Consider the following 20,121-nt stretch of genomic DNA (forward strand, 5'->3'; position numbering starts at 1 on the left):
GGACGACGGATGACGAAGGTTCAACCCGACTGGCTCGCGCTCGCGACGCGCTTCGCGCAACTGCCCGACGCGCAGCGCGCCGTGTTCATCGACAAACTCGGCGCGGCCGGCATCGACTTCCGCGTGCTGCCGATCCCGCCGCGCACGGCGCGCCACGACCGCGTGCCGGCCTCGTTCGCGCAGACGCGGCTGTGGCTGCACGCGCGGCTGATCGACGCGCCGGACGCGTATCACATCACCGAGCGGCTCGCGCTGACGGGCCCGCTCGACACGCATGCGCTGCGGCTCGCGTGCGATGCGCTGATCGCGCGCCACGAAGCGCTGCGCACGACCTTCGACGAAGCAGAAGACGGCGTCGCGCAGACGATCCATCCGCCGCTGCGCTGCCCGTGGCGCGAGACTGATCTCGAGGCGCTGCCCGACGCGCAGCGCACCGCACGCGCCGAAGGCATCGCGACGGCCGACGAAACCGACGCGTTCGATCTCGGCACGGCGCCGCTCGTGCGCGCGCACCTGATCCGCTTCGACGCGACGCATCACTGGCTCGCGCTGACCGTTCACCACATCGTGTCGGACGGCTGGTCGTCGGGCGTGATGCTGGACGAACTCGCGGCGTTCTATCGCGCGTACGCATCGGGCGCGCCGGTGCCGCTCGCGCCGCTGCCGATCCAGTACGCGGACTACGCGCTGTGGCAGCGCCGCTGGCTCGATGCCGGCGAGCGCGAGCGCCAGCTGGCGTTCTGGCGCGAGCGGCTCGATCCGCAGCGCGGCGTGCTGACGCTGCCCGGCGCGGCCGCGCGGCCCGCACGCCGCAGCGCGCGCGGTGCACGTCATGTGTTTTCGCTCGACGCACGCACCGGTGCGCAATTGCGCGCATTCGCGGCCGCCTCGGGCGCGACGCCGTTCGCGGTGCTGCTCGCGGCGCTCGACGCGCTGCTCGCGCGCGCGACCGGTGACGCGCGGATCTGCGTCGGCGTGCCGGCCGCGAACCGCGAGCGCGCGGAAACGGCCGGCCTGATCGGCTTCTTCGTCAACACGCTCGCGATCGACGTCGCGGTGCCCGCGCACGGCGATTTCTCGTCGCTGGTCGCGCGCACGCAGCGCGCGCTCGTCGATGCGCAAATGCACCAGGACGTGCCGTTCGAGCAGGTCGTCGATGCGCTCGGCGTACCGCGCAGCGCCAGCCACCATCCGCTGTTCCAGGTGATGGCCGCGTACGGCGAGCGCCGCGCGCTGCCGGCGCTCGGCGCGGCGTCGGCCGCATTGCTGCCGTCCGGCACGCCGTCCGCGAAATTCGACCTGACGCTCGCCGTCGAGGCGACGCCCGACGGCACGTTCGACGCTGCGTTCATCCATGCGCTCGACCTGTTCGACGCGGACGCGATCGCGCGGCTGGCCGCGCGCTTCGTCACGCTGCTCGGCGATGCGCTCGCGCGCCCCGACATGCCGGTCGGCGATCTCGACTGGCTGCCGGCCGGCGAACGCGCGCAGCTCTTCGGATGGAACGCGCCGGCGGGCGCCGCCGAAGCCGCACCGTTCGTCCCGGTGCACGCGCGCATTGCCGCGCATGCGACGGCACGCCCCGACGCACGCGGCGTCGCCGACATCGATCGTGCGCTGACGCGCGGCGAGGTCGACGCGCGCGCGGCACGCATCGCGCGCAATCTCGTCTCGGCCGGCGTGCGGCCCGAGATGCGCGTCGGCGTCGCGCTGCAGCGTTCGGTCGACCTGCTGGTCGCGCTGATCGCGGTGCTGAAGTCGGGCGCCGCGTTCGTGCCGCTCGATCCGGCCCATCCGCGCGAACGGCTCGCGCAGATCGTCGGCGATGCGGGCATCGCGCACGTGCTGACCGACGGCGCGAGCGCCGCATCGCTGCCCGAACTGCCGGCCCTGCGCGTCTGGCGCGCGGACGAAGTCGACGCGCTCGACGCAGCGGCCCACGTCGCGCTGCCGGACGTGCTGCCCGGTCATGCGGCGTACGCGATCTACACGTCGGGCTCGACCGGCAAGCCGAAGGGCGTGATCGTCGATCACGCGTCGTTCGCGCGGCATTGCGTGGCGATCGCGCAGCGCTACGGCGCGGGCGAGCACGACGTGTTCCTGCTGTTCCAGTCGGTCAACTTCGACGGCGCGCACGAAGGCTGGTTTTCGCAATACCTGTCGGGCGCCGCCGTGTCGGTGACGGCCGACGTGCTGTGGCCGCCCGCGCAGACCTGCGCGATGATGGTCCGCGACGGCGTGACGATGACCTACGTGCCGCCCGGCTGCGCCGCGCAGCTCGCCGAATGGGCGCTCGCGCACGGCGCGCCGCCGACGCTGCGCTCGCTGACCGTCGGCGGCGAAGCGACGTCGCGCGAAGCGTTCGCGATGCTGCGCCGCGCGATGCCGAACGTGCGCGTGGTCAACGGCTACGGCCCGACCGAAACCGTGATCACGCCGACGCTGTGGATGTTCCGTCCCGGCGACGATGTCGCGAAGCTGGGTGACGCCGCCTATCTGCCGATCGGCACGCTGGTCGGCGCGCGCACCGCGCACGTGCTCGACGAGCGGCTGCATCCGCTGCCGGTCGGCGTGATCGGCGAGCTGTACCTGGGCGGCGAGGGGATCGGCGTCGCGCGCGGCTACCTCGATCGCCCCGCGCTGACGGCCGAGCGCTTCGTGCCAGATCCGTATGGCGCGCCGGGCGCGCGCCTGTATCGCACGGGCGACCTCGTGCGGCGTCGCGCGGACGGCGTGTTCGATTTCATCGGCCGCGTCGATCATCAAGTGAAGCTGCGCGGGCTGCGCATCGAACTCGGGGAGATCGAGGCGCAGCTGGCCGCGCACGATGCGGTGCGCGAGGCGTGCGCGGTCGTGCACGGGCAGGGTGCGCAGGCGCAGCTCGTCGCGTACGTCGAACTGACCGCCGACGCGCAGGCCGCCGCCCAACCGGTCGAAGCCGCGGCGCTCGACGCGCATCTGCGCCGCACGCTGCCCGACTACATGGTGCCCGCCCAGCTGATCGTGCTCGACGCGCTGCCGCGCAACGCGAACAGCAAGGTCGACCGTGCGCGGCTGCCGGCCCCGGTGCGCGTCGAACGCGCATACGAAGCGCCGCACGACGGCGACGAAACCGCGCTCGCGGCGATCTGGCGCGACGTGCTGAACGTCGAACGCGTCGGCCGCGGCGATCACTTCTTCGAACTCGGCGGCCATTCGCTGGCAGCGGTGCGCGTGGCGACGCGCGTCGCCGAGCGGCTCGGCCGCGACGTGCCGGTGCGTGCGCTGTTCGAAGCGCCGGTGCTCGCGCAATATGCGCGCCAGGTGGCCGACGCGCCGCGCGCCGCGCACGCCGGGGCCGCGGCGCCGGGCGTTGCGGTGGTCAAACCCGATGCGCGTGGCGTGTGGCCGCTGTCGCCCGCGCAGCTCGGCCTGTGGTTCCTGTGGCGGGCACAGCCGGACAGCGCGGCGTACAACATTCCGGTCGCGCTGCGCGTGCGCGGTCCGCTCGACGTCGACGCACTGCGCACGGCGTTCTCGGCGGCGGCGGCCGCGCACCCGGCGCTGCGCGCACGGCTCGTCGTACGCGACGGCATGCTGCCGGGCCAGCGGATCGATGCCGCGGCTTGCGTCGCGCTGCCGCTCGTCGACCTGTCCGCGCAGCCCGACGCGTTTGCCCGCGCGGCGGCGCTGACCGATGCCGATGCGCTCGCGCCGTTCGATCTCGCGGTCGATGCACCGCTGTGGCGCGCATGCGTGCTGCGACTCGGGGCGGACGATCACGTGCTGTCGGTGACGATTCATCACATCGTGTCGGACGGCGAATCGATCGAGCTGTGGTTCGACGCGGTGCGTGCCCGCTACGTCGCGCTCGTGCGTGCCGGCGCGGCGCCGGCATCGTCGGCAGCGACGTCGATGACCGCGGAAAACACGCCGCTCGTGCTGCCCGCGCCGTGTCATCCGGCCCGTGTCGCGTACTGGCGCGACGCGCTGGCCGACCTGCCGTCGTCCATGCTGCCACGGCGCGCCAACGCGCCAGCCGTCCCGCAATGGCGAGCGGCACGCATCGCGTTCGAGTTCGACGCGGCGCTGATTCGTGCCGCGCGCGACGCCGCGTCCGCTGCGCACGCGACGTTGCCGATGCTGCTGCACGCGGCGCTCAACACCGCGCTGTTCCGCGTGACCGGCGCGGCCGACCAGCCGGTCGGCGTGCTCGCGTCGACCCGCGCGCTGACCGGCGATGCGGCGCGCGAAGCGCTCGGGCTCTTCATCAATTCCGTGGTCGTGCGTACGCGGATCGATGCGGCGGCCCGCCGCACGGACGTGCTCGCGCAAGTGCGCGATACGGCGCTCGCCGCGTATGCGCATGCCGACGTGCCGTTCGCCGACGTCGTCGCGGCGCTGCGCGCGCCGCGTGCCGCGCAGGCCAATCCGCTGTTCCAGGTGATGTTCAACTACCTGCGCCCGACCGGCGCCGCCGCGCGCGACTGGGCGGGCCTGTCGCTCGCCGCATTCGACGATGTGCGCCATCGCGTGGTATTCACGCTGGAGCTGGATGTGGTCGAGCATCCGGACGGCCGCGTGAGCGCCGCGTTCTCGTATGCGGACGAAGTGCTCGACGGCGGCTTCGTCGATGCGCTCGTCGACCGCTATCACGACGAAGTCGCGCGTTTCGCCGATGCGCAGGAAGCGGCGCTCGGCGCGCCCGATGCGCTGTTCGCCGCGCGGACGGCGGTCGCGGCCGCGCCGGCCGACAACGCGGCGCGCGTCAAGGCGGCGGCGCGTGCGCCGGCCACGGCAGCCGCACTCGGCGCGCTGTGGTCGGACACGTTCGCGACGGCCGCGCCGGCACCCGACGCCGACCTGTTCGAGGCCGGCGCGACGTCGTTCGACGTCGTGCGCTTCGTCGACGCGGCGAGCCGCGCCGGTCATGCGCTGACGGTGGCCGACGTGTTCGCGTCGCCGACGCTCGCGGCGCTCGGCGCACATATCGATGCATCGACCGAAACGGCGCAGGAGGTGCGCGATGCTGGCTGAAGTGCGTCCGGACGGATTCACGATGCCCGACACCTGCCGTCTCGCGTTCGCGGACGGCCTGTTCGCCGCGCGCGACGGCGCGGAGATCCGCGTCGCGCAGGGCGACGGCATCGGCGCGCAGCTGCTGCGCGCGCAACTCGCGGACGACGGCACGCTGCGCCTCGTCGCATATAACCATCGCGCGGCGCCGGCCGATCAGCGCCGCGCGCTGCTGGCCGCGCTCGCCGCCGCGTTTTCCGACGACGTGCGCCGCGCGGCGATCCGGCTCGACCCGGCCGCGTGGCCGGTGGTCGCGCTCGATGCGCTGCGCGCGAGCGGCGTGCTCGCCGATGGCGGCCTGTGCATGCGCGAAGGCTGGGCGCAGCAGCCCGATCTGTGGCGGGTCGGCACGCATCTGCCGTGCGCGACGCTGCCGATGCTGACCGACGGCCGGCGTCATCCGCGCCGGCCGCCCGCGCCGCGCGGCGACGTGTATGCGCGCGACCTGCCGGCGCTCGGCGTGCGCTTCACGCTGCGCGGCTGGCAGCCGGCCGAGGACGCCGCGCGCGTCGCGCGCTGGTTCGACGAGCCGCGTGTGCGCGACGGCTGGCCGGGCACGCAGCCCGGCGTGGACGGCACGGCGCCCGATGCCGAGCCGCACGTGAGCCCGCTCGTCGGCTGCTTCGACGGCGAACCGTTCGCGTATGTCGAGGCGTTCTGGCTGAAGGAAGACCCGCTCGCGCCGCACGTCGGCGCGCGCGACTACGACCGCGGGCTGCGGATGCTGGTCGGCGAGTCGCGCTGGCGCGGCCCGCATTGCGTGGCCGGCTGGCTGCCGTCCGTCGTGCATTACCTGTTTCTCGACGACCCGCGCACCGAAGCGGTCGGCTGCGCGGTCCCGGCCGGCCGCGCGCGGGTCGTCGATACCCTCGCGCGGCATGGCTTCGCGCGGCAGCGCCGCCTGGCGCTCGCCGACGTGCAGCCGCTGTGGATGCGCACGCTGCGCGAGACCTTCTTCACCGGCCGTCACGTCTGACGGGCCGGTTTCACCGACAAGGGAGCTGAGAGACATGCAGAGAGAAACCGTATTCGACCTGATCGGCGTCGGCTTCGGGCCGTCGAATCTGGCGCTGGCCGTGCGCCTCGAGGAGCGGCGTGCGGCGCGCCCGCTCGCCCGATGCTTCATCGAACGGCAGCCGGATTTCGGCTGGCATCGCGGGATGCTGCTCGACGACTGCCGGATGCAGATCTCGTTTCTGAAGGATCTCGTCACGATGCGCGATCCGAAAAGCCGCTATACGTTCATCAACTACCTGTTCGAACGCGGCCGGCTGAACGAATTCGTCAACCTGAAGAACTTCTATCCGACCCGTGTCGAATTCCACGACTACCTGAGCTGGGTCGCCGACGCGTTCGACGAGCACGTCCATTACAGCGAGACCGTCACGGCCATCGAACCCGTGCGCGGCGAAGGCGCGCGGATCGATGCGCTGCGCGTGGTGTCGCGCGACGCGGCCGGCCATGAGCGCCAGCGCGTGACGCGCGCGCTGTCGGTCGGCGTCGGCGGCACGCCGGCGGTGCCGGACGCGTTCGCCGCGCTCGGCCGCGATCGCGTGATCCATTCGTCGTCGTACCTGACCGACATCGACCGCCTGGCCGCGTCGCCGGACGGCGCGCGCCGCCGCGTCGCGGTGATCGGCGCGGGGCAGAGCGCGGCCGAGGTGTTCATCGACCTCGCGCGCCGCTTCCCGCACGTCGACGCGAGCCTCGTGATGCGCGCGGGCGCGCTGAAGCCGGCCGACGACAGTCCGTTCGTCAACGAGATCTTCAGTCCCGAGTTCACCGACGTCGTCTACGCGCAGCCGCACGATGCACGCCGCGCGCTGCTCGAGCGCTACCGCGACACCAACTACGCGGTGGTCGACCGGCCGCTGATCGAGCAGATCTACGAAATGCTGTATCTGCAGCGCATCGACGGCACGCCGCGTCATGCGCTGCTCGCGAACAGCGCGATCGAAGCCGCGGTGCGCACCGCCGACGGCTGCATCGAACTGACGCTGCGCGACCGGATGAACGGCACGACGCGTGTCGAACGCTTCGATGCGCTCGTGCTCGCGACCGGCTACCGGCGCGACACGCATTCGACGCTGCTCGAAGGACTCGCGCCGCATCTCGGCGATGCGCTCACGCGCGGTGACGTCACGCGCGACTACCTGCTCGCGACGCCCGAGCACTTCGCGCCGCGCATCTACCTGCAAGGCTGCTGCGAAGACAGCCACGGCCTGTCCGACACGCTGCTGTCGGTCCTGGCGCGCCGCGCGGACGAGATCTGCGCGTCGCTCGAGGAAGGGATCGCGCCCGCCCATGACGATGGCGCGGCCCGGGCACTGCATGAACAACGACATCAAGACGGGGCGAGCGCGGGCCGCATGGCTTTCGCTCTTTGACAAAGGCGCGGTCGGGGACCGCATCAAAAAAGTGGAGCAGAGAAAGATGGAGTGGGCAACAGGCACGCGTTTGCGTGCGATCGCAGCCGCGGCAAGCGTGGCGTTCGGGATGGCGGCAGGGCACGCATTCGCCCAGACGGCGCCGGCCGTGAACGCAGGCGCCGCGGCGCCGGCCAGCAGCAATGCACGCAACGGCGCGGCGGACAATGCGTCGACCGGCGCGCCGAGCGGCTCGGCGACCGGCACGCTGCCGGCGATCAACGTCAACGCGGGCTCGGAAGGAGACGGCACGGTCGGTCTCGTCGCGAAGCGCAGCAGGACCGGCACCAAGACCGATACGTCGATCAATGAAATCCCGCAGACGATCAACGTCGTCACCGCGCAGCAGATCGAGATGACCGGCGCGACCGACGTGAACGCGGCACTGCGCTACGTGCCGGGCTTCTCGTCGTACGGCTCGGACAACCGTTCCGACTGGTACGCGGCGCTGCGCGGCTTCACGCCGACCGCCTACGTGAACGGCCTGCAGGTGCCGAACACGCTGAACCTGTCGAGCTGGCGCGTCGATCCGTACATGATCGACAGCATCACCGTGCTGCGCGGGCCGACGTCGGTGCTGTACGGCGCGGGCGACCCGGGCGCGATCATCGACGTGCAGACCAAGACGGCCGACGGCGAGCGCGTGCGCGAAGCCGGCGTGCAGTTCGGCAACTATGCGCGCAAGCAGTTCATGATCGACGTCGGCGACAAGCTCGACGCGGACGGCAAGTATGCGTACCGGTTCGTCGGCGTCGCACGCGACGGCAACGCGCTGACGGGGCCGAACAACGACCAGCGCGTCGCGCTCGCGCCGTCGTTCCGCTGGCGCCCGGACGCGGATACGTCGCTGACGCTGTCGGCCACGTACCTGCAGGACTGGGGCGACATCTCGTCGAACTTCCTGCCGGCGCAAGGCACGGTGCTGCCGAACCCGAACGGGCAGCTCGACAAGGACGTGTACGGCGGCGACCCGAATTTCAACTACTACCGCAAGAAGCAGTGGTCGCTCGGCTACCAGTTCGAGCGGAACCTGAATTCGATGTGGACGTTCCGGCAGAACGTGCGCTGGATGCACCTGTCGCTCGACAACGGGTCGGTGTTCGGCGCGGGCTTCGCGGACGGCAGCCTGACCGACATCAACCGCTGGGCCGGCGTGTTCCAGACGAACTACAGCCGCTTCGACATCGACAACAACCTGCAGGGCCGGTTCGGCACGGGGCCGCTCGAGCACACGCTGCTGCTCGGCTTCCAGTACAACCGGCAGACCGCGACCGACAGCGAATGGCTCGCCGCCGCATCGACGCTGAACATCTACAACCCGGTCTACACGCCGGTCACGCTGTCCGTGTTCTCGCCGCCTAACACGACGTACCGCACCAACACGTACACGACGATGAACACGTTCGGGCTCTACGTGCAGGACCAGGTCAAGTGGAACCGCTGGACGCTGACGCTCGGCGGCCGTGAGGACTGGGTCAACCAGCGGATGGACGATCGCGAGGGCGGCACGCAGTCGAAGGCCGACGTCACGGCGTTCACCGGCCGCGTGGGCCTCACGTACCAGGGCGACTACGGGCTGTCGCCGTACATCAGCTACGCGACGTCGTTCAACCCGCTGATCGGCGTGAACCTGTACGGCGGCGGCCTGCCGCAGCCGACACGCGGCAAGCAGATCGAGGCCGGCCTGCGCTGGCAGCCGCCCGGCCGGAACCTGATGCTGAGCGCGGCGATCTACCAGATCAACCAGACCAACGTGCTCACGCCGACGCCGACGAATCTCGACCCGACCGGCACGACGTCGGTCCAGACCGGCGAAGTGCGTTCGCGCGGGATTGAGCTGAACGCGACCGGCAAGCTCACGCGGAACCTGTCGCTGATCGCGTCCTACGTCTACCAGGACGTGAAGAACGTGAAGGCGAACGACGCGTCGCTGAACAACTGGCCGGTCGACATTCCGCGCCCGCGCCAGATGGCGTCGCTGTGGGCGGACTGGACGTGGCACACGGGGCCGCTCACGGGCTTCGGCCTGGGCGGCGGCGTCCGTTACCAGAGTGCGTCGGCCGGTGCGGCGGACAACTCGCTGACGGTCGCGAGCTACACGCTGTTCGACGCGGGCGTGCACTACGACACGCGTAACTGGCGCTTTGCCGTGAACGGGACGAACCTGTTCAACCGCCACTACATCAGCGGTTGCCAGTCGACGAGCGTCTGCATTTTCGGTACCGACCGCACGGTGATCGCCACCGCGAAATACAACTGGTGACGCCGCGCGCCGCGGCGCGCCGGCCGGCCTTCGGGCCGGCGCGGGCGGGCCGCGGCGCCGTCGTCCGCTTTTTCCACGACGCCTCCATGCCGAAGAAAAATCTCGTCTACATCCAGTCGCTGCGCAACGGCGCGGCCGATCGCGCCGGCCAGCCGGTCGCTTACCAGGGCGGCACGCGCTACATGAAGGCGCCGCTCGAATTCCTCGTCGAGCGCCTGAACGATTCGCCGCTCGGCGAACGCTATACGCTGAAAGGCGTGATCGTCGACGACGACGAAGGCTCGCCGGCCGATCGAGCGAAGGTCGCCGACTACGGCTTCACGCGCACGCCGGGCCGCCCGTGGATTCTGCCCGACGGGCTGACCGTGCAGGGCCGGCCGGTCGACGAACTGTTCTGCACGATTGCGTCGACGTACCGCCGGCTGCCGCGCGACGCGCGCGAGCGCGTGACCGGCAAGCAGGCGTTCGAGCGCCGCCTGCTCGAACGCCTGCTCGAACTCGACGCCGACGTGGTGGTGCTCGACGGGCTGCTCGTGATCCTCGACGAACTCGTGCGTCCCGGCGCGCGCTTTCACCGCCGCATCGCGAACATCCACCCCGGCATCACGGCCGACGATTCGCCGTACCAGCGGCGCGGCGCATGGGCGACGCTCGACGCGCTGCACGGCGCGCGCGGCGAACGGGTCGACTGGGCGAGCGGCGCGACGTCGCGCGTCGAACCCGTGACGATGACGGGCGCGTCGTTCCATTACGTCGACAACGGCATCGATTCCGGCGAGGTGATCTGCGACGTGCTCGACACACCGATCGCGCCGGACGACACGATTCTCGAACTGCGCTGGAACAACTTCCAGCGCAGCCTGTTTCCGGCGCTCGAGCGAGGGCTGCACATCCTCGCCGACCGCCACGACGCGGGAGCACTGTGATGGAAGACACGATGACGAAGCCGGCGCGCACGGCAGACGCCGTCGAAGGCGAGGTGGCCGCGGCACTTGACGGCGCCGCGCACGGGCCGGCGACGCCCGCCGCCGAGCGCACGCTCGATTCGTGGCGGCCCGATGATCCGCCGGCCGCGCTGCTCGCGGCATTCGTCGCACTGTTCAACACCGACACGCGGCACGACGCGGCGACGGTGTCGGTGCCGCTCGGCGGCGCCGATCGGGCGGCCGTCGCGTCGTACGTCGACCGCGCGGTGCGCGAAGGCGTGATCGACGGCGCGCAGGTCGCGGGCGACCGGTTGCGCCTGAGCGCATCGCGCGCAACGTTCTGGCAGAACCCGCAGCCGTGGCTGAAGGCGCCCGCGTCGGGCGGGATGCCGCTGCGCTACACGATCACGAACGGCCATCGGCATCCGGTGCGGCCGCCGTCGCCGGCCGGCGAGATCTATGCGCGCTACATGCCGCAGGTCGGGATGACGTTCAGCCTGCGCACCGTCGACATCGATGCCCATGCGCAGCTGTTCAGCGACTGGATGAACCTCGATCGCGTCGCGCATTTCTGGGATCAGCGCGGCACGCTCGACGAGCACGCCGCGTATCTCGCGGAGCGGCTTGCCGATCCGCACATGCATCCGATGATCGGCTATTTCGACGACACGCCGTTCGGGTATTTCGAGTTCTACTGGGCGAAGGAGGACCGCCTCGCGCCGTTCTACGACGCGCACGACCACGATCGCGGGCTGCACCTGCTGATCGGCGACTCGCGCTTCCAGAGCGCGGGCAAGCTGCATGCGTGGTGGAGCGGGGTGCTGCACTACATGTTCGTCGACGAACCGCGCACGCAGCGGCTCGTCGGCGAGCCGCGCGTCGATCACGTGCGGCATATCGCGTACATGCACCGGCTCGGGTTCCATACGCTGAAGGAGTTCGACTTCCCGCACAAGCGCGCGGCGCTCACCGTGATGGAGCGCGAGACATTCTTCGACACTTTCCGGTTGCCGTGACGGGACGGGGGCGCGAAGCGTCGATGCGCCGATTTGCAAGCGTCGACGTTTCGCGCGGCGAGAAGGGCGGGCATCGGCCGTTCGGGATATGGATCGGGCGAGCAGCATGAGGAAGAATGGACCGCTCCCTCATCGCAGACTGGTCGTGACGACATGGCAAGCACCCCCGCGACGGCATCGGGCGCGATCCCCGATCCATGCTCCCCGACATTGACATATGCCGGCATATGCCTAGAATGGGCGCATCGTACTCCCATGGAGTGGCTCATGCGCACCGTTTCCATTTTCAAGAACGCCCGTAACCAGGCAATCCGCATCCCGAAGGACATGGAATTCGAGGGTGTGACGGAACTCGAAATCCGCCGCGAGGGCGACACGCTGCTGCTGCGTCCGGTGCGGCCGACGTGGCTGTCGTTCGCAAGTGAACCGCTGGCCGATGCCGATTTCCTCGTCGAGCGCCCGGCTGTCGTCGAATCCGGCCGTTTCGACCTGTCCGGTGCCGATAACGACGCACCGCCGGAGTCGCGCCGGTGACCACGCTCTACATGCTCGATACGAACATCTGTTCGTTCATCATGCGCGAGCGGCCGCCCGTGGTGTTGTCCCGGTTGCAGTCGTGCGTCAATGCGCAGCACCGGATCGTCGTGTCGGCGATCACCTATGCCGAAATGCGGTTCGGCGCGGTCGGCAGAAAGGCATCGCCGAAGCATGCGGAACTCGTCACGGCCTTTGTCGCGCGGCTGGACGGTGTGCTGTCGTGGGATGCCGCGGCGGTCGATGCGACGGCCGCGATTCGCGTCGACCTTGCCGCACGTGGCACACCGATCGGCGCGAACGATGCGTCGATCGCCGGTCACGCGATCGCGGCCGGTGCCGTGCTCGTCACGAACAATCGTCGCGAATTCAGCCGCGTCGCGGGGTTGTCGCTCGAAGACTGGGCGGCCTCGGCCCAGGGCTAGGGCTGTGAATGCGCGATGGCGTTGCTGTCGCGCGGTCGCACATCATGTGCGGGGCACGGGCGGATCCGCGAGGAAAGCGCCGCGGAACGCGTCGAGATACCGGTCGGCGTCATCGCTGAATTCACCCGGCAGCAGCGCGAACGCGCGGGCCTGCAGATCCTGCCCGAGCGTCGCGTAAGTCGCGTCGTCAGATAACAGCGCGCGGATCGCATCGTGCGTCTGCGGCGAAGCAATCCGCTTCGCCTCGCGCGCCAGCAGCGCCGCCGCCGCCAGCTCCGGCTGGAAGCCGTGCCGTTCGAGCAGATCGGGCGCGACGTCCCAGATGCGCTCGCGATTGCCCGCGTCGTGAAAATGCGTGAGCAGGAACAGCAGGTCGTACGCGTCGCTGTTCTGGCGCGCGCGCCGGTCCTTCCACGCAAGCAACTTCAGCAGCGCAAGCGCCGGCAGGCTCGCCACCGGCACCGCGATGCCGGTGGCGATCGACACGGCGAGCGCCGTATCGACCGCCTCCTGAAAGCCCAGCACGTTCAGCACGAAATCGCCGAGCGGCGGCCACGTGATCTCGCCGGGCGGTGCTTCGAGCGGCCCGAACGGCACGAGATCGAGCGCCGTGCGAAACCCTCGCGTCCCGCTGTCGAACAGCAGGGTCTGCTGATGCTTCGGCGCGCGCGCGAATTGCCTGGTCGCGACGAGCGCATCGACGAGCCGCTCGTGAAACGGCCAGCTCACCGCGCACACGGCGACGTCGACGTCCCGCGTCGCACGCACCGGCCGGATGCCGTGGACATGCCACATCAGGATGTCGCGCGCGGTTGCGCCGGCGACGACGAATGCCGTGTCGAGCCGCGCGCAGGCGGCACCGACCGCCTGCAGCAGCGCGACCGCCGCCGGCTCGAGCGGCCGGCGCGCGTCGACTTCAAGCGGTTCAAGCGGGCGGGCGGGCGAGGTATCGGTCATGGATGTGTTCGGCGGCGGCAAGATTGCGGCTGTCTCCTGACGAGACGAGATCCGCATAGATCAGCAGCGGCGGCACGAGCGGCACGTCCTGCTCGCGCCAGTCGAGCGCCGGCGACGGCGGCCAGAACGCTTCGAGCAGCTCGACGTCGCCGCGCTCGTCCGGGCGCAGGCGCGCCTGGAGCAGCAGGCGGCTCGACACGGCGCCGTGCGTATAGACGGTGACCGCGGCCGGCTTCAGGTCGTGCGTCAGCAGGTCGGCCGCCGGTTCGCCGCCGAGCCGCGCATCGAATGCCGCGAAATCGAAGGTGCGCCACCAGTCGGGCGCGACGGCGGCAAATCGCCGGGCCGGCAGTTTCGCGCGCAGGCGGCTCGGATACAGCGCGACCCATTCCTGCATGAAGCGCGGCCAGTCGGGCATCAGGCGCTCGCCATTGCGCCGCTGCGCGACGAGGCCGCGCGCGAGCAGGTCGTCCATGGCGAGATTGACCGTGCCGAGCGCGACGCCCGACGCGGCGGCGATCGCCCGGTACGGTTGCGCGACGAGGCCCGGCTGCGTCGCGAGCGCGAACATCACGGCGAGCCCCTTGGGCGTCGTCGCGCGCGACGCCTGCCGGCGCGGCGTGCGGGCGGGTTTCGGCCGGCCGGAGATCAGCACGGTTGCCTCCGGCTGGATCAGGCTCGCATTGCCGGCGGTATCGAGGAACGGGATGCCTTGATCGGTCAGGCGGGCGGCCAGTTCGGCCGACACGTACGGCGCGACCAGCATCAGCGGCCGCTCGCCGGGCAGCGGGGCGCCGCCGCGGCGCCGCAGCGCCGCGCGCGCGTCCTGCACCGAATCGACACCGATGCTCACGGCCGCCGGCATCTCGAAGGTCTGCCCGGCAATGCGGAAGCGGATCATCGCGTCGGCGTGCGCGGTGTATGCGACCGGCACGCGCACGGGCCGTGCGTCGAAGCGCCGGGTCGCGCGTTCGAACGCGGTGCAGGCTTCGTCGAGCACGTGCTGTTCCGCTATCGGCAGGGTGGCGTTCTCGGGCATCAGGGCGGGTCGCTTGTTCACTTTTTCATCAGCGTACACAAAAAATGTACACCAGTCAAAAAATGAACAAATTTTCTTAACCCGTTGATATAGAGGAATTATTCCGGAATGTTGAACGGCAATCAACGAACGCTCCCCCTGCAGAATCGAGACTGAACACGCGGTGTCGCGAATTCCGGTCTTGCGCGGCAGTCGCCCGGATGGCTGGTTTTCGCCCGCCGTGCGATGCGTCATGTGCCGCCGTGATCGACCGGCAACTCCAGGTTGCCACCGCGACGACTTTCTGTCTGTCCGGTTGCTGCCCAACGGACTATCCTTGCCTGCACATTCCCCACCGAACCCAGGAGACGACACCGTGACGCACAGCGTGATCCCCGCAGGCCTCGCCGACGAAATGATCGAGATCCGGCACCGCATTCATGCCCACCCCGAACTGGGCTTCGAGGAATTCGCGACGAGCGACCTCGTTGCCGAGCAGTTGCAGGCATGGGGCTACGCGGTGCATCGCGGGCTCGGCGGCACGGGGGTGGTCGCGCAGATGAAGATCGGCAACGGCACGCAGCGTCTCGGCTTGCGCGCCGACATGGACGCGCTGCCGATCCACGAGTCGACCGGCCTGCCGTACCAGAGCACGATCCCCGGCAAGATGCATGCGTGCGGCCACGACGGCCACACGGCGATGCTGCTCGCGGCCGCGAAGCACCTGGCGCGCGAGCGACGCTTTTCCGGCACGCTGAACCTGATTTTTCAGCCGGCCGAGGAAGGGCTCGGCGGCGCGAAGAAAATGCTCGACGACGGGCTGTTCGAGCAGTTCCCGTGCGACGCGATCTTCGCGATGCACAACATGCCGGGCTTCCCGACGGGCAAGTTCGGTTTCCTGCCGGGGCCGTTCATGGCGTCGTCGGATACCGTGATCGTCGACGTGCAGGGGCGCGGCGGCCACGGCGCGGTGCCGCACAAGGCGATCGACCCCGTCGTCGTGTGCGCGCAGATCGTCATCGCGCTGCAGACGATCGTGTCGCGCAACGTGTCGCCGCTCGACATGGCGATCGTCACGGTCGGCGCGATCCACGCGGGCGAGGCGCCGAACGTGATTCCCGATCGCGCGCAGATGCGCCTGTCCGTGCGCGCGCTGAAGCCCGAGGTGCGCGACCTGCTCGAGACGCGCATCCAGGAAGTCGTTCATGCGCAGGCGGCCGTGTTCGGCGCGACCGCGACGATCGACTACCAGCGCCGCTACCCGGTGCTCGTCAACGATGCGGAGATGACCGCGTTCGCACGCGGCGTCGCGCGCGAGTGGGTCGGCGAAGCGCACCTGATCGACGGGATGGTGCCGCTCACCGGCAGCGAGGATTTCGCGTTCCTGCTCGAACGGCGGCCGGGCTGCTACCTGATCATCGGCAACGGCGACGGGGAGGGCGGCTGCATGGTGCACAACCCCGGCTACGACTTCAACGACGCGGCGCTGCCGACCGGCGCGTCGTACTGGGTCAAGCTGGCCGAGACGTTTCTGGTGTGACGGAGTGTGCGGCGTGAGGTCCGGGGCCGGGGCCGGGCATCGGTAAGCCGTTCCGGCAGCCGAATGCAATATGTACCAAATTTTGGTACATGATAATTGCCTTGAAAAGGAGGTGATCCATGCCCCGAAACACATCCGTTTCCCTTGGTGACCACTTTGCCGAATTCGTCGATGCTCAAGTGCAATCCGGGCGATATGGCTCTGCAAGCGATGTCGTACGGGCTGGTTTGCGGCTCCTCGAGTCACACGAAACGCAGGTGCGTGCGTTGCAAGAAGCGTTGAAGGCCGGTGAAGCCTCGGGAGCGCCCAAGCCATTCGATAGCGAGGCGTTCCTGACGCGCATGCGGGGATCGCATGGCGGTTAAGGGTCGACAGCTTCAATTGACCCCACTGGCCGAACTCGATCTCGAAGACATTTGGCGCTATACCGCCGAGCATGGGTCGATCGGGCAGGCAGACCACTACCACCGCGATCTGATTGCAACCATGGAAGCGCTGGCGCGCGGCGAAAAGGTCGGCCGGACTTGCGTTGTTCGCGACGGCTATTGCCGGTACGCAGTGAGCTCACACGTCGTGTTCTATCGCGAAACGGACGACTCGCTCGATGTAATCCGGATTCTGCATCAGCGAATGGACCTCGAGCGGCATCTGTAATCGCGCGCACCGCGCAGTGCGATCACGTCGAAACGGCCCGCAATTCCGGTATGACGTGCCGTCTCGGTTCAATTGCGGCATGTGCCGAACTGGAACACGTCCCCACTGAACAACGCCACCGCCGCCTCCGGATTCGACGGCCAGTACATGTGCATGTACGTCGCGACGATCGAACCCGCGCGATAAACGGCCTCGCCGCTGCCGTGCGCCCCATCGGGCCGGGCGGCGGCCGCCACCGGCACCAGCGGCGTGTCGAGCCGCGAATAATGAAACGTATGGCCGCGCATCGGCCCGGTGCGCGTATCCAGCTGCTGCATCCCGAGCGCCGCGAACCGGCGCTGCATCGTCGCATGGCCTGACAGCAGCCCGAGCATCGGCGTCGTCGCGCCATCCACGTCGGTCAGCGACTCGCACAGATACACCATGCCCCCGCATTCCGCGACGATCGGCCGGCCGGCCGCCGCGTGTGCGCGAATCGTCCGCGCGGTCACGGCATTCGCCGCGAGCGTCGCCGCATGCAGTTCCGGATACCCGCCCGGCAGGAACAGCGCGTCGCACTCGCCGGGCACGGGTTCGTCGGCAAGCGGGGAAAAGAACCGCAGTTGCGCACCCAGCGCATCGAGCAGCGCGAGATTGGCCGGATAGATGAACGAGAACGCCGCATCGCGCGCGATCGCGATCCGCTTGCCGGCAAGCGCGCGCGGCAGCGGGGTGCGGACGTCCGGTTCCGCGAACGAGACGGCCGGCGGCAATTCGGCGAGCGCCGTCTGCGCGAGCACGTCGGCCGCACGATCGAGCCGCGCATCGAGGTCGCCGATGTCGGCCGGCTGGTGCAGGCCGAGATGCCGTTCCGGCAGCGCGATGCCCGCATCGGCCGGCACGTGCCCGAGCCAGCGCAAGTCGTCCGGCAGCGCCTGCCGCAACAGTTCCGCGTGTCGCGGCGACCCGACGCGGTTCGCGAGCACGCCGTGAAACGGCACCTCCGGCCGGAACCGGGCGAGCCCGAACGCGACCGCCGCGAACGTCTGCGCCATCGCCTTCGCGGAAATCACCGCGACGACCGGCACGCCGAACGCCGCCGCGAGATCGGCGCTGCTCGGCGTGCCGTCGAACAACCCCATCACGCCTTCGATCAGGATCAGGTCCGCGTCGCGCGCGGCCTCGGCGAGCAGCGCGCGGCAGCCGGCTTCACCGACCATCCCGAGATCGAGCGCGTGCACGGGCGCGCCGCTCGCGCGCGCGAGCAGCATCGGGTCGAGAAAGTCCGGCCCGGTCTTGAACACCCGCACGCGCCGGCCGAGCCGGCGGTGCAGCCGCGCGAGTCCGGCCGTCACCGACGTCTTGCCCTGGCCGGACGCGGGCGCGCTGACGAACAGCGCGGGGCAGGCCGGCATCGGTCAGAACTCCACGCCGCGCTGGGCCTTCACGCCTTGCTCCTTGTACGGATGCTTGACGAGCCTCATTTCGGTGACGAGGTCGGCCGCATCGATCAGCGCATCGGGCGCATGCCGGCCGGTGACGACGACGTGCACCGAATCCGGCCGCGCGACGAGCGTCGCGAGCACTTCGTCGAGCGGCAGGTATTCGTACTTCAGCACGGTGTTCAGCTCGTCGAGGATCACCATCCGGTACTCGCCGCTTTCGATCATCCGGCGCGCCTCGTCCCAGCCCTTGCGCGCGGTCGCGATGTCGGCGTCGCGGTTCTGCGTGTTCCACGTATAGCCGTCGCCCATCGTCACGAAGTCGCATTCCGCGACCGCGCCGAGGAAGTCGCGCTCGGACGTGTGCAGCGCGCCCTTGATGAACTGCACGACGCCGAGCCGCATGCCATGGCCGAGCACGCGCACGGCCATGCCGAACGCGGCCGTGCTCTTGCCCTTGCCGTTGCCGGTGTTGACGATCAGCAGGCCCTTTTCCTGGGTGGCGGCAGCCTGCTTCTTTTCATGGCCGGCGCGGCGGCGTTCGGTCATCCGCTGATGGGATTCGGCATCGGTCTTCATCGGGAATCGTCCTGTCGAAAGCGAAACAAAGGGTTCAGAGCGGGCCGGCGAGCGCGACCGTCACGCCGTCCCGGATGGATTTGGGGCCGAGCAGCCGGCCATGCGGCGCCGCGAGCTGCGCGCACGGCTCGGCCACGCCCGCGACGCCGAAACGCGCGAGCGCGGCGGCCGACGGGCCGCTCAACGCCGGTTCGGGGCAATGCGCGAGCTGCGCCGCGTCGAACGCGACGAGCGGCCAGCCGCGCCGTGCGCACAGCGTGCGCAGCGGCCGGGCACGCGCCTTGTCGGCGAGCGTGGCGACGACGGCCGGCTCGGTGTCCGGGTAGCATGCCAGCGCCGCGCGGATCGCGGCATCGAGTTGCGCGGCCGTCACGCCCGTGCGGAAACCGACGCCGAGCGCGACGCGCATCATGCGCGGCCGCCGAGCGCCGCGCGCACCGCGGGATCGCCGGCGAGCGCCGCGACGCGGCCGATCACGACGATCGCCGGTGAACCGATGCCGGTTGCGCCCACCCGTTCGACGATCGTGTCGAGCGTCGCGAGCACGTGGCGCTGGCCGTCACGCGTGGCGTTCTCGATCGCCGCGCACGGCGTGTCGCCGGCCAGGCCGCCGTGACGCAGTGCGGCCGCGATCGCGTCGAGCCGGCGAATGCCCATGTAGATCACGATCGTCATCCGCGTCGCGGCGAGCGCGCGCCAGTCGGGTTCGTCCGCGCCCGCGCCGTGGCCCGTGACGAAGATCACGCCCTGCGCGTCGCCGCGATGCGTGACCGGAATGCCGAGCGCGGCCGGCGCGGCGATACCGGCCGTGATGCCGTTGACGACCTCGACCGGAAAACCGGCCGCGCCGAGCGCGAGCAGTTCCTCGCCGCCGCGGCCGAACACGAACGGATCGCCACCCTTGAGCCGCGCGACGCTGCGGCCCGCGCGCAGATGCGCGAGCATCGCGGCGACGATCGTTTCCTGCGGCGTCGAGGCATGGCCGCCGCGCTTGCCGACGTGCTCGATGCGTGCGTCGGCACGCGCGTGGCGCAATACGTCGGGGTTCACGAGATCGTCGACGAGCAGCACGTCGGCCGCGGCGATCGCGCGCACGGCCTTCAGCGTCAGCAGATCGGCGTCGCCGGGGCCGGCGCCGACGAGCCATGCGCGGCTCATCGGACGCGGCACGGCGCGCACCGTGTCGTGGCAGTGGAAAGGGGACAGCGAGCGGCACATCGGCGGCCGGCGGACAGGCAATGCATGACGGATCGAGCGAAGCCCGCGCAAGCGCGGGCGGAATGCGCATCCCATCCGTCCCCCGCGGA

At 70.1% G+C, this 20,121-nt stretch carries 17 protein-coding genes; 11 read left to right on the forward strand and 6 right to left on the reverse strand.

Annotated elements, in window-relative coordinates:
* The first annotated feature begins 9 nt into the window (after window positions 1-9).
* From DIE21_RS10020 to DIE21_RS10055, 8 genes are all read left to right on the forward strand, one after another.
* Window positions 10-5,016, forward strand: coding sequence for a non-ribosomal peptide synthetase (locus tag DIE21_RS10020; protein ID WP_124497549.1), 5,007 nt, complete (start codon window positions 10-12; stop codon window positions 5,014-5,016).
* Window positions 5,006-6,031 (forward strand): GNAT family N-acetyltransferase, encoded by a 1,026-nt coding sequence (locus DIE21_RS10025; RefSeq protein WP_124497550.1) that lies wholly within the window; start codon window positions 5,006-5,008, stop codon window positions 6,029-6,031. The genes DIE21_RS10020 and DIE21_RS10025 overlap by 11 nt, the downstream gene beginning before the upstream one ends.
* 34 nt (window positions 6,032-6,065) lie before the next feature.
* Complete coding sequence (locus DIE21_RS10030; RefSeq protein ID WP_124497551.1) at window positions 6,066-7,442, forward strand: lysine N(6)-hydroxylase/L-ornithine N(5)-oxygenase family protein; 1,377 nt, start codon at window positions 6,066-6,068, stop codon at window positions 7,440-7,442.
* 46 nt (window positions 7,443-7,488) lie between these two features.
* Window positions 7,489-9,744, forward strand: coding sequence for a TonB-dependent siderophore receptor (locus DIE21_RS10035; RefSeq protein ID WP_124497552.1), 2,256 nt, complete (start codon window positions 7,489-7,491; stop codon window positions 9,742-9,744).
* A gap of 86 nt (window positions 9,745-9,830) precedes the next feature.
* Window positions 9,831-10,670, forward strand: a complete 840-nt coding sequence (locus DIE21_RS10040; protein WP_124497553.1) for a formyltransferase family protein — start codon at window positions 9,831-9,833, stop codon at window positions 10,668-10,670.
* Window positions 10,670-11,686 carry a GNAT family N-acetyltransferase gene (locus DIE21_RS10045; protein WP_124497554.1) on the forward strand — a complete coding sequence of 339 codons (1,017 nt, stop codon included), beginning with the start codon at window positions 10,670-10,672 and terminating at the stop codon, window positions 11,684-11,686. Before DIE21_RS10040 ends, DIE21_RS10045 begins: the two co-directional genes overlap by 1 nt.
* A 267-nt stretch (window positions 11,687-11,953) precedes the next feature.
* Window positions 11,954-12,220, forward strand: a complete 267-nt coding sequence (gene vapB, locus DIE21_RS10050) for a type II toxin-antitoxin system VapB family antitoxin (protein WP_124497623.1) — start codon at window positions 11,954-11,956, stop codon at window positions 12,218-12,220.
* Window positions 12,217-12,645 carry a PIN domain-containing protein gene (locus DIE21_RS10055; RefSeq protein WP_124497555.1) on the forward strand — a complete coding sequence of 143 codons (429 nt, stop codon included), beginning with the start codon at window positions 12,217-12,219 and terminating at the stop codon, window positions 12,643-12,645. Before vapB ends, DIE21_RS10055 begins: the two co-directional genes overlap by 4 nt.
* 42 nt (window positions 12,646-12,687) lie before the next feature.
* Here DIE21_RS10055 and DIE21_RS10060 read toward each other — a convergent pair whose 3' ends face one another.
* Both DIE21_RS10060 and DIE21_RS10065 read right to left on the reverse strand, forming a co-directional pair.
* Window positions 12,688-13,602, reverse strand: coding sequence for a nucleotidyl transferase AbiEii/AbiGii toxin family protein (locus tag DIE21_RS10060; protein ID WP_124497556.1), 915 nt, complete (start codon window positions 13,600-13,602; stop codon window positions 12,688-12,690).
* Window positions 13,571-14,641: a type IV toxin-antitoxin system AbiEi family antitoxin gene (locus tag DIE21_RS10065; protein WP_124497624.1), complete on the reverse strand. Its 1,071-nt coding sequence runs from the start codon at window positions 14,639-14,641 to the stop codon at window positions 13,571-13,573. The genes DIE21_RS10060 and DIE21_RS10065 overlap by 32 nt, the downstream gene beginning before the upstream one ends.
* Window positions 14,642-14,996: 355 nt before the next feature.
* Between DIE21_RS10065 and DIE21_RS10070 the strand changes: the two genes are divergently transcribed.
* From DIE21_RS10070 to DIE21_RS10080, 3 genes are all read left to right on the forward strand, one after another.
* The gene (locus DIE21_RS10070) at window positions 14,997-16,160 is read left to right on the forward strand and encodes a M20 aminoacylase family protein (RefSeq protein WP_124497557.1); all 1,164 of its coding nucleotides are present in this window, start codon (window positions 14,997-14,999) and stop codon (window positions 16,158-16,160) included.
* A 119-nt stretch (window positions 16,161-16,279) separates the two neighbouring features.
* Window positions 16,280-16,525: a type II toxin-antitoxin system ParD family antitoxin gene (locus DIE21_RS10075; protein WP_124497558.1), complete on the forward strand. Its 246-nt coding sequence runs from the start codon at window positions 16,280-16,282 to the stop codon at window positions 16,523-16,525.
* A gap of 16 nt (window positions 16,526-16,541) precedes the next feature.
* Complete coding sequence (locus DIE21_RS10080; RefSeq protein WP_311767440.1) at window positions 16,542-16,814, forward strand: type II toxin-antitoxin system RelE/ParE family toxin; 273 nt, start codon at window positions 16,542-16,544, stop codon at window positions 16,812-16,814.
* A gap of 68 nt (window positions 16,815-16,882) precedes the next feature.
* Here the strand turns inward: DIE21_RS10080 and DIE21_RS10085 are convergent, their stop codons facing one another.
* From DIE21_RS10085 to cobA, 4 genes are read right to left on the reverse strand one after another with little or no spacing between them, the layout of a single operon-like run.
* Entirely contained in the window at window positions 16,883-18,208 is a 1,326-nt protein-coding gene (locus DIE21_RS10085; RefSeq protein ID WP_124497560.1) for a cobyrinate a,c-diamide synthase, read from the reverse strand.
* A gap of 3 nt (window positions 18,209-18,211) precedes the next feature.
* A complete protein-coding gene (gene cobO, locus DIE21_RS10090; RefSeq protein ID WP_124497561.1) occupies window positions 18,212-18,814 on the reverse strand; it encodes a cob(I)yrinic acid a,c-diamide adenosyltransferase in 603 nt (200 codons plus the stop codon).
* Window positions 18,815-18,848: 34 nt separating this feature from the next.
* Complete coding sequence (locus DIE21_RS10095) at window positions 18,849-19,226, reverse strand: cobalamin biosynthesis protein (RefSeq protein WP_124497562.1); 378 nt, start codon at window positions 19,224-19,226, stop codon at window positions 18,849-18,851.
* Window positions 19,223-20,032, reverse strand: a complete 810-nt coding sequence (gene cobA, locus DIE21_RS10100; RefSeq protein ID WP_124497563.1) for a uroporphyrinogen-III C-methyltransferase — start codon at window positions 20,030-20,032, stop codon at window positions 19,223-19,225. Before cobA ends, DIE21_RS10095 begins: the two co-directional genes overlap by 4 nt.
* Window positions 20,033-20,121 lie beyond the last annotated feature (89 nt).

Origin of the sequence: Burkholderia sp. Bp9140 (genome assembly GCF_003853425.1) — a bacterium.
In the GTDB taxonomy this organism is placed as follows: Bacteria; Pseudomonadota; Gammaproteobacteria; order Burkholderiales; family Burkholderiaceae; genus Burkholderia.